At 58.8% G+C, this 8,591-nt stretch carries 9 protein-coding genes; 2 read left to right on the top strand and 7 right to left on the bottom strand.

The window, feature by feature from the left end:
- Positions 1 to 220: 220 nt before the first annotated feature.
- Both QZ540_RS03505 and QZ540_RS03500 read left to right on the top strand, forming a co-directional pair.
- The gene (locus QZ540_RS03505) at positions 221 to 931 is read left to right on the top strand and encodes a glycosyltransferase (RefSeq protein WP_294627789.1); all 711 of its coding nucleotides are present in this window, start codon (positions 221 to 223) and stop codon (positions 929 to 931) included.
- Positions 932 to 1,180: 249 nt separating this feature from the next.
- Positions 1,181 to 1,678 carry a DUF2505 domain-containing protein gene (locus tag QZ540_RS03500; protein ID WP_294627788.1) on the top strand — a complete coding sequence of 166 codons (498 nt, stop codon included), beginning with the start codon at positions 1,181 to 1,183 and terminating at the stop codon, positions 1,676 to 1,678.
- A gap of 167 nt (positions 1,679 to 1,845) precedes the next feature.
- On the opposite strand, the gene QZ540_RS03495 is transcribed toward QZ540_RS03500, so the two are convergent.
- The 7 genes from QZ540_RS03495 to rfbB all read right to left on the bottom strand — a co-directional run bounded on the left by QZ540_RS03495 (position 1,846) and on the right by rfbB (position 8,551).
- The gene (locus tag QZ540_RS03495; RefSeq protein ID WP_294627787.1) at positions 1,846 to 2,343 is read right to left on the bottom strand and encodes an adenylyltransferase/cytidyltransferase family protein; all 498 of its coding nucleotides are present in this window, start codon (positions 2,341 to 2,343) and stop codon (positions 1,846 to 1,848) included.
- A 529-nt stretch (positions 2,344 to 2,872) separates the two neighbouring features.
- Positions 2,873 to 3,343 carry a Fe-S cluster assembly sulfur transfer protein SufU gene (gene sufU, locus QZ540_RS03490; RefSeq protein ID WP_049355035.1) on the bottom strand — a complete coding sequence of 157 codons (471 nt, stop codon included), beginning with the start codon at positions 3,341 to 3,343 and terminating at the stop codon, positions 2,873 to 2,875.
- Positions 3,344 to 3,409: 66 nt separating this feature from the next.
- Positions 3,410 to 4,708 (bottom strand): cysteine desulfurase, encoded by a 1,299-nt coding sequence (locus tag QZ540_RS03485; RefSeq protein ID WP_294627786.1) that lies wholly within the window; start codon positions 4,706 to 4,708, stop codon positions 3,410 to 3,412.
- A gap of 170 nt (positions 4,709 to 4,878) precedes the next feature.
- On the bottom strand, positions 4,879 to 5,466 hold the full coding sequence (gene pth, locus QZ540_RS03480; RefSeq protein ID WP_294627785.1) for an aminoacyl-tRNA hydrolase: 588 nt from the start codon (positions 5,464 to 5,466) through the stop codon (positions 4,879 to 4,881).
- Between the two features lie 142 nt (positions 5,467 to 5,608).
- Entirely contained in the window at positions 5,609 to 5,893 is a 285-nt protein-coding gene (locus QZ540_RS03475; protein ID WP_294497826.1) for a 50S ribosomal protein L25, read from the bottom strand.
- A 235-nt stretch (positions 5,894 to 6,128) separates the two neighbouring features.
- Positions 6,129 to 7,553 (bottom strand): dTDP-4-dehydrorhamnose reductase, encoded by a 1,425-nt coding sequence (gene rfbD, locus QZ540_RS03470; RefSeq protein ID WP_294627782.1) that lies wholly within the window; start codon positions 7,551 to 7,553, stop codon positions 6,129 to 6,131.
- On the bottom strand, positions 7,553 to 8,551 hold the full coding sequence (gene rfbB, locus QZ540_RS03465; RefSeq protein ID WP_070832849.1) for a dTDP-glucose 4,6-dehydratase: 999 nt from the start codon (positions 8,549 to 8,551) through the stop codon (positions 7,553 to 7,555). The genes rfbD and rfbB overlap by 1 nt, the downstream gene beginning before the upstream one ends.
- Positions 8,552 to 8,591 lie beyond the last annotated feature (40 nt).

The raw sequence follows: 8,591 nt of genomic DNA, 5'->3' as shown, positions 1-8,591 counted from the left end.
CAGGGTATAGTATTTATTAAACATACAGATACGCATAAGTCGTGCGCTCCACTGTGGACTCACCATCCAAGCGAACTAACCACTCGCCAGAGAAGCGTATGCGGAGATTACTCACCATTTTCTCCGGCACGACGCCGCCGCGTATACCCATGATGCCCTCCGGATTTTTGCGTCAGGTATACGGGGTTACTACCGATAAATACATAGAGAGGAATAGGCGATGTCTATTCAGAACTTCCCCCACGTCAGTGTTGATACTTCCAAGTTCGACCTGCCCGTATTTACCCCTGCCGTCGCGCCCGTTCGTATTCCTACCAAGACTTACGATTTGGTGGTGTCCCTCGGCACCGACGTTCACACTTTTGATCGTCTTCTGCGCTGGGTTGAGGCTTACCTTGAGGCTCACCCCGAGGTCACCTGCCTCGTGCAGCACGGTCACACTGCGCCCATTAAGCACGCAGACAACCTTAAGCTTCTTCCCGCATCCGAACTGCTGGACTACTACGCAACCGCACGCGTGGTGCTGGTTCAGGGCGGCCCCGGTTCCATCCAGGATGCCCGCCGCACCGGCGCTCTGCCCCTGGCTGTTCCGCGCCGTGCAGAGTTCGATGAGGTTGTTGACAACCACCAGGTCCCCTTCACCGCTCTGATGGAGAAGCGCGGCCACGCTGTTGTTGTTGAGAGCCGTGAAGATCTCTTCGCTAAGCTCGATCTTGCTCTGGCGAACCCCTCCCTGTTCCGCACCGCTGAGCCGTACATCTCCACCCCGGAGATTTCCGCAGCTCAGCTGGGCGAGGAACTGCAGGACCTGCTCGCTGGCAAGACCCACCGTAAGGATTCCTTCTGGGGCCGCCTGAAGCAGGCCGCTCGCGCGCACCGTGCGGGTAAGGCTGAGATGGCTCGCATCGACGCGATGGCTCCCAGCGCCTAAGGTTTTCTTGCTTTCTAAGCTCAGCATCCTCGTGATGCGGTGTGGGAGGTGCCCTGCCGGGTGCTTCCCACATTTTAGACCGGCATGCGAATCCTCCAACCACCCTGTGAGAGGCTGTGGATGTTTTCCCTTGTTCACGGCATATTCTCAGGTGGATTCGCGTCTTTACATTGGTTGCGAAACCCCGCGCACCGTATCCTTAGTAAGGGATAATGCGCGGGGTTTTCGCGCACTACGAAAGGAACAATTATGGCAGTTCAGGAATCGACCGTTATCAACGCAAACGTTGAGCAGGTTATCGAGGCGTTCTCCAGCGAGGACTTCGCACGCTTCGTCTGCTCCGAGGTTGGCGTCGAGTTCGGCAGCTTCTCCGTTTCCGGTGACACCTCCGCTGAGTTCACCGCAACCACCGAGCGCACCGTGCCCGCTGAGCGCGTACCGGACATCGCTCGTAAGTTCGTCGGTAGCGGCGTCTCCATGACTCAGGTGGACACCGTGAGCGCACCGGCCGCTGACGGCTCCCGCACCGTCTCCACCGAGGTGAAGGTCAACGGTGTACCCGTGTCCGCTCAGGCTACCCAGAAGCTGACCCCCGAGGGTGAGCAGACCCGACTGGACGTCAACGGCGAGGTTTCCTGCTCCATCCCGCTGGTGGGCAAGAAGATCGCTGCCGCTGCTGAGCCGCAGGTTGGCCGCGTGCTGAAGGTTCTGGGCACCTCCGCTGAGAAGTGGCTGGCACAGCGCTAAAGCTTATAAACGCTCGCCTTTGGAGGTGTAGCTGATATACGGCTAGATACGCCGATATACAGAGGATCCCCGTCGTAGTTTTACGGCGGGGATCCTCTGTTCTTTATGGGTCTCTATGAGCTCTGGGTCTCTACGTGCTCTAGCGCCCTGATAAGGGCGTATGCACGTTAGGAGGCGACAATCGCCTCGGAGTACTCACGCTCGCCGAGCAGCTCGGCGAAGCGGCGCATCTCTACGCGCAGGTCGTGCTCTGCTTCAAGCAGGTCAACAACCTTGCGCAGCTTGGTGCTGGAGGTGTGCTCGGTATAGGGGAAATAGTGTACTTCCACGCCAACCTCTGCGAAGCGTTCTTCGAGGGCGTTACCCTTGTCGGTGCCCTTCCAGTCGTCACCCTTAAAGAAGACGTTAAAGGGCTTCTGCTTCCAGGTTTCGAGCTTGTCGGGGGTGGTTTCGACGTGCACTTCGTCCACGTAGTCGATGTGGCTGACGATAGCGGCACGCTCTTCGATGGGGATGACGGGGCGGCGGCCCTTGGTCACTTCCAGAACGTCATCGTGCACGACGCCTGCAATGAGGTAGTCGCAGTTTTCCTTGGCCTTGCGGAGAATCTCGAGGTGGCCGTAGTGGAAAAGGTCGTAGGCGCCTGCGGCGTAGCCAATAATCATGGGGCTTCCTTGTGGTTGGTAGCGGCGATGGGTATTCCGGTGTGGTTGAAGTACCGGAGGGTGAGAAACATATCCGCTGTCTGGGGTGAGAGCCTAAGAATAAGTGAAGAATGTGCAATATTGAGAAAATATTTTCTTATTATTGCCCTATTTCTTCTCTCTGTCGTCCCAGAGTATGCGGGTCCGAAAAGAGTTTCTCGAGGGTGCTGGTTGGGCGCCCTTCGTCCTTTTATTTTACCAGTCACCTTTTTGGAGGAAAAAGGGAAAGATATAAATATGAGGCGGATACAGTGTAGTATCCGCCTCATATTTTCTATACGTCGCTTGAAATCAAAGAAAGCTTATATAGATAAACAATTAACCGCTAGATTTTGGCGAAGAGTTTTAGCCAGTATTTTCTGCAGGCTTTGACCGCATATGCTTACGTTCTCGTGCAATATTTTAGGTTGAGTAGCCATTCGGTATTTTCGATTGGCGTTCAAATACTAGCTACTCCCCCGCCGTTTCCGCCTACATTCTCAGCGAAGAGTTAGTTCTTGGCTGCCGCTTCCTTAGTGGCTTCTTCAACAGCAACCCACGAGAGCATTGCGCACTTCACGCGCGCCATGAACTTCGAAACACCGGAGAATGCCGCCATATCACCGTACTCTTCTTCGTCCAGGGTCACCTTGCCGCGCGAGCGCAGCATCTCGCGGAACGCATCCACGTGGCTCTGCAGCTCGGAGATAGTCATACCGGGAGCCATCTCAGAAAGCACCGAAGCGGCAGCCATGGAGATGGAGCAACCGTCGCCTTCCCAAGAGATCGACTCGATGGTCTTCTCGCCATCCTTCAGCTCGTCAGAGAGTACCACGCGCAGATTGATTTCGTCACCGCAGGTGGGGTTGTACTGGTGGTTATCGGCGCTTGCGTGGCCGGCGGGTACCTCAACGAGGTGCTCGCCGCTGCGCTGCTTGGAATGCTCCAGAATGATTTCCTGGTACAGGGATTCAAGAGACACTGTGTTCTTCTTCCGTCAATTGGTATGTCTGAAAAATTGGGGCGTTAGCGTCTAACGCGTCTACGTTTAGAAGCCGAAGTAGGGGCGTACCTCAGCGAGAGCCTTCAGGAAGGCGTCCACATCTTCGGTGGTGTTGTAGATGTAGGTGGAGGCACGGGTCGAGGCGGTCACACCGGCGCAGCGGTGTAGCGGCTGGGCGCAGTGGTGGCCCACGCGCACGGCGATGCCCTGGGTGTCGAGTAGCTGGCCCACATCGTGCGGGTGCACGCCGTCGATTGCGAGGGCTACCAGGCCGGCACGCTTGGAGGGGTCGGCGGGGCCAAGCAGGCGCACGCCATCGATTTTCTGAACGCCCTCAACCAGGCGAGCGCCCAGTTCGTGTTCCCACGCCTCAACGTTCTCCATGCCCAGGTGCTGCAGGTAACGCACCGCGGCGGCGAAAGCTACCGCCTGGGAGACTCGCTGGGTGCCTGCCTCAAACTTGATGGGGGCGGGCATGTACTCGGCATCCTGCAGCCCCACGCGGGTAATCATGGAGCCACCGGTCAGGAAGGGCGGCAGGGCTTCGAGCAATTCGGCACGGCCGTAGAGGGCGCCGATACCGGTGGGTGCCAGCATCTTGTGGCCGGAGAACGCCGCGAAGTCGACGTCCAGGGCGTGGAAGTCTACGGGCATGTGCGGTACGGACTGGCAGGCATCCAGCACAACGAGAGCGCCGTGCTTACGAGCCAGGGCAACCATGCGGGGCACGTCGGTAATCGCGCCGGTCACGTTCGAAACGTGGGAGAATGCCACGATGCGGGTCTTCTCGTTGATGATGCCCTCGGCTGCTTCGTAGTCGAGCTGACCATCCTCGGTGGAGGGGATGTGGCGCAGGGTTGCGCCGGTGCGCTGTGCAAGAATCTGCCAGGGGATGAGGTTCGCGTGGTGCTCAATCTCGGTGGTGACGATTTCGTCGCCGGGGCCCAGCGCGAAACGCTCGGCGGCGGGACCGCCGATACCCTGCGAGGCGTTACCAATGGAGTAGGCAATCAGGTTCAGCGCCTCGGTTGCGTTGGAGGTCCACACGATTTCTTCGTCAGTGGCACCAACAAAGTTCGCGACGGTGATGCGCGCATCCTCAAACAGGTCGGTTGCTTCAACCGCGAGAGTGTGCGCGCCACGGTGCACGGCGGAGTTAGCGTGCAGGTAGAAGTCACGCTCTGCGTCGAGCACCTGAAGGGGTTTCTGGCTGGTCGCCCCCGAATCCAGGTAGACCAAAGGATGCCCGTTGACCTCGGTATTGAGGATCGGGAAGTCCTGGCGAAGCTGGCGTACGATGTCGTCGCTCAGCGGGGTGTTGGCGGGGGTGGAGTATTCAGCCACGGGTACCTTCTTCTCTCGCTCATACGCTCCACGGGTCGGGTATTTTCCCGTCGTGGAGCGTATAACGTCATTCTTTTCTAGCTTATTCCCTCGCCGGGCGCTTGCATAGTTAGGTAGAGCCTAGTTCACACATCGACCCAGTCCTGCATTTGCCCGGCGCGGTCTTATGCTTAGGAGCCTGCGCCGTGGTAGCGCTGCTGGGTTGCCAGCAGGCCTTCCTTCACGAGCATCATGGTTGCATCCGCTGCGTTCGAGATGAGGAAAGGCAGGTCCTTCGATTCGGTGCTACCGAAGGGCTTGAGCACGAAGTCTGCGGTGTCCATGCGTCCGGGAGGTCGACCGATGCCGGTGCGCACACGGTAGTAATCCTTGGTGCCCAGCGCCTTGGTGATATCGCGCAGACCGTTATGTCCGCCCTCTCCCCCGCCAATCTTGAGCTTAATCGTGTCGAAGGGGATATCGAGTTCATCGTGCACAACGATGATGTGGTCGGGGTCGATGCCGTAGAACTTGGCAATCGCGCTGACCGGGCCGCCGGAGGTGTTCATGTATCCAAGGGACTTCATGAGAATAACCTTGGGGCCGCCAAAGCCGAGGCGCCCCTCCACCACAACCGCGGAGGCCTTGGAGTGCTTCTTGAAGCTGCCGCCCACTTCCTTGGCGAGCTCATCCAGAACCATCTGACCAATATTGTGGCGGGTTTTAGCGTAGTTGGGGCCGGGGTTTCCTAGACCCACGATGAGCCAGGTATCAGACATCTCTTCGTGTACCTTTCTGAAGTTCTAAGGGACTGCTCCCGCTTCTTATCTGCGGGGTATGCAAACGGCCCGCACCCCGTATGAGGATGCGGGCCGTTCCCAGCCCGGCTTATGCCGGTCTATAAGCGTTGAAATCCGCTACTTACGCAACGAACACCAGGTCGATGTGCTGCAGTTCGGGGCGGATGGGGTGGCGCTGGATGTCCTGAACGCGAGCCTTGATGGTCTCACCCTCAACCTCGATAACCAGCACTGCGTCTGCGTTACGAACTGCCAGGGTGGTCTCGTGACCGGGCAGGGTCAGGTGCTTGGGCTCTGCGCCGTTGCCGTAAACGACAGCGGGGATCTTGCCTGCAACGCGTGCGCGGCGTGCGTAGCCCTTACCGAAGTCAACGCGGGGCTCTGCAACAATCTTGAATTCAGCCATGGGAATCTCCATTTCTGTAGTCTGTACATAACGCGCCAAGAGAAACGGCGCGGATGAAGAATCCGTACGCCACCTCGTCGATAACGGCTCACCGCGTTTGCGGTGGCCCTCGCCTTGGCCAAGACAATATTGTACAGGTTCCCGGCTCTTCTTCAAGGGCCGGGAACCTGCGATATGGCGTTTTTCACGCCTTTTATGCTGTTGTCAGCAGATATAGGGTCGAATCCTTAGAGGATTAGGAGCCCATTTCTGCCAGGTAGGCGGCGAGCGCCTCGCGGTGATCACGCGGGGTGAAGCCTGCAGCAATCAGCTTGGACAGGTCCATTGCCGAGTTCGTCGGACGGTGAGCGAAGAGCTCAGCGTTGGCGAAGTATTCCTCGGTGGTGGTGTCGCTGACGCGTGCCGGGTCGTGGCCGGTACCCTCGTACACTGCACGAGCGAACTGTGCCCAGTTGATGACTTCACCGGTGTTCGACACGTTGTAGGTGCCGTATTCAGCGCCGGAGAAGAGCAGGTGCAGGGCAGCTGCTGCCAGGTCCTGGGTGAAGGTCGGGCGGCCCCACTGGTCGGCAACCACGGACGGGTCAATGCCGCGCTCAGCCAGGGATGCCATGGTGCCTACGAAGTTCTTGCCGGCACCAACAACCCAGCTGGTGCGCAGGGTGTAGTGCTTACGCCATGCGGCGGCGGCAACCTCACCGGCAGCCTTGGATGCGCCGTAGACGCTCAGCGGTGCCAGCGGGTGGTCCTCCGGGTATTCCTCGCCCAGGGGCAGGGAGCCGTCAAAGACGTAGTCGGTGGATACGTGTACCAGCGGCAGGTTAGCTTCTTCACAGATGGAGGCAAGAGCGCTCACGCCCAGGGCGTTAGCTGCCCAGGCGTCGCGGCGACCCTCGGGGGTTTCTGCCTGATCCACTGCGGTGTACGCTGCAGCGTTGATGACCGCGCGGAAGGAGCGCCAGCGGAATGCGTCGCGCCACTGCTCGGGCTTGCCCAGGTCGAGGCGGTCGCGATCCACAGCCAGGAAGGGTACGTTCTGCTCGGTGAGCTGGCGAACCAGCTCGGTGCCGAGCTGACCGCCCGCGCCAATAATCAGGATCGGGTCGGCTTCCAGGGGCTTAATCTCGTTCAGACGCGGGTGGTTACGGTCCTTCTCTGAGAGCTCAGCCTTCGCCAGGTCGATGGGCCAGTCAATTGCGACGGTCTCATCGGCAAGGTTCAGGAAGCTGTAGCCGGATACTGCGTCCGCCGACCAGTGGTCATTCACCAGGTAGGTGTAGGCGGTGTTCTCTTCCAGGGTCTGGAAGGAGTTGCCCACGCCGCGGGGCACGAAAATTGCGGTGTCCGGACCCAGCTCAACGGTGACGACCTTGCCGAAGGACTCGCCAGCGCGCAGGTCAACCCACGCACCGAAGATACGGCCGGTCGCAACAGAAACGTACTTATCCCACGGCTCGGCGTGGATACCACGGGTGGTACCTACCGAAGCGTTGAACGAGATGTTGTTCTGCACCGGGTTGAAGTCGGGCAGACCGGCTGCAACCATCTTCTCGCGCTGCCAGTTTTCCTTGAACCAGCCGCGGTTATCGCCGTGAACCGGCAGGTCAATGATGAGCAGGCCGGGAATCTCGGTTTCAGTAACCTTCAATTCCTTGGTCATTACTGGCCAGCCTTTGCGTACTTCGCCTCGACCTCAGCCTTCAGGGGCTCCCACCAGCTGCGGTTGTCGGTGTACCACTTAATGGTGTCGGCAAGACCGGACTCGAAGTCGGTGAACTTCGGCTCCCAGCCGAGCTCTGCACGCAGGCGGCTACCGTCGATTGCGTAGCGCAGGTCGTGACCGGGGCGGTCAACCACGTGCTCGAAGTCGTTCTCATCCTTGCCCATCAGGCGCAGGATGGTGCGCAGAACGGTGATGTTGTTCTCTTCGCCGTCCGCACCAATGAGGTAGGTTTCGCCAATCTTGCCCTGCTCCAGGATGCGCAGCACAGCAGAAGAGTGGTCGGATGCGTGAATCCAGTCACGAACGTTCAGGCCCTCGCCGTAGAGCTTCGGGGTCAGGCCCGAGAGGATGTTAGTGATCTGGCGGGGGATGAACTTCTCAATGTGCTGGTAGGGGCCGTAGTTGTTGGAGCAGTTAGAGATGGTTGCTTCAATACCGAAGGAGCGGACCCATGCACGCACGAGCAGGTCGGAACCTGCCTTGGTGGAGGAGTAAGGGGAAGAGGGGTTGTAGGGGGTGGTTTCGGTGAACTTTGCCGGATCGTCCAGCTCGAGGTCGCCGAAGACCTCGTCGGTGGAGATGTGGTGGTAGCGAGTGCCGTGCTTACGGACTGCTTCCAGCAGGCTGAAAGTACCGATGAGGTTAGTGTGGATGAACGGTTCGGGGTTGGACAGGGAGTTGTCGTTGTGCGATTCCGCAGCGTAGTGGACAACAGCGTCTGCCTTACCGACCAGTTCGTCAGCCAGCTCGCGGTCGGCGATGTCGCCTACGACGAGCTTGAAGCGGGATTCAGGAAGACCCTCCAAAGACGCAGCATTTGCGGCGTAGGTCATCTTATCCAGCACAGTAATAGTGTGATCAGTGTTATCGATGAGGTGGTGAACAAAGTTCGAACCAATAAAACCGGCACCGCCGGTAACAAGAATGTGAGCCATACGGTAGATTTTACCTGGCTAAACAGTGATTTTTATGCCT

Origin of the sequence: uncultured Rothia sp. (assembly GCF_916049665.1) — a bacterium.
Classification (GTDB): Bacteria; Actinomycetota; Actinomycetes; order Actinomycetales; family Micrococcaceae; genus Rothia.
Note: the sequence above shows the minus strand (reverse complement) of the source record. Positions and strands in the feature narration are given on the sequence as shown.

What these genes read in the sequence shown, in the direction of transcription:
- pth (WP_294627785.1), bottom strand. Translation starts at nt 5,466, where the DNA reads ATGTCTGATACCTGGCTCATCGTGGGTCTAGGAAACCCCGGCCCCAAC.
- rfbD (WP_294627782.1), bottom strand. Translation starts at nt 7,553, where the DNA reads ATGACCAAGGAATTGAAGGTTACTGAAACCGAGATTCCCGGCCTGCTC.
- QZ540_RS03500 (WP_294627788.1), top strand. Translation starts at nt 1,181, where the DNA reads ATGGCAGTTCAGGAATCGACCGTTATCAACGCAAACGTTGAGCAGGTT.
- QZ540_RS03495 (WP_294627787.1), bottom strand. Translation starts at nt 2,343, where the DNA reads ATGATTATTGGCTACGCCGCAGGCGCCTACGACCTTTTCCACTACGGC.
- QZ540_RS03475 (WP_294497826.1), bottom strand. Translation starts at nt 5,893, where the DNA reads ATGGCTGAATTCAAGATTGTTGCAGAGCCCCGCGTTGACTTCGGTAAG.
- QZ540_RS03505 (WP_294627789.1), top strand. Translation starts at nt 221, where the DNA reads ATGTCTATTCAGAACTTCCCCCACGTCAGTGTTGATACTTCCAAGTTC.
- rfbB (WP_070832849.1), bottom strand. Translation starts at nt 8,551, where the DNA reads ATGGCTCACATTCTTGTTACCGGCGGTGCCGGTTTTATTGGTTCGAAC.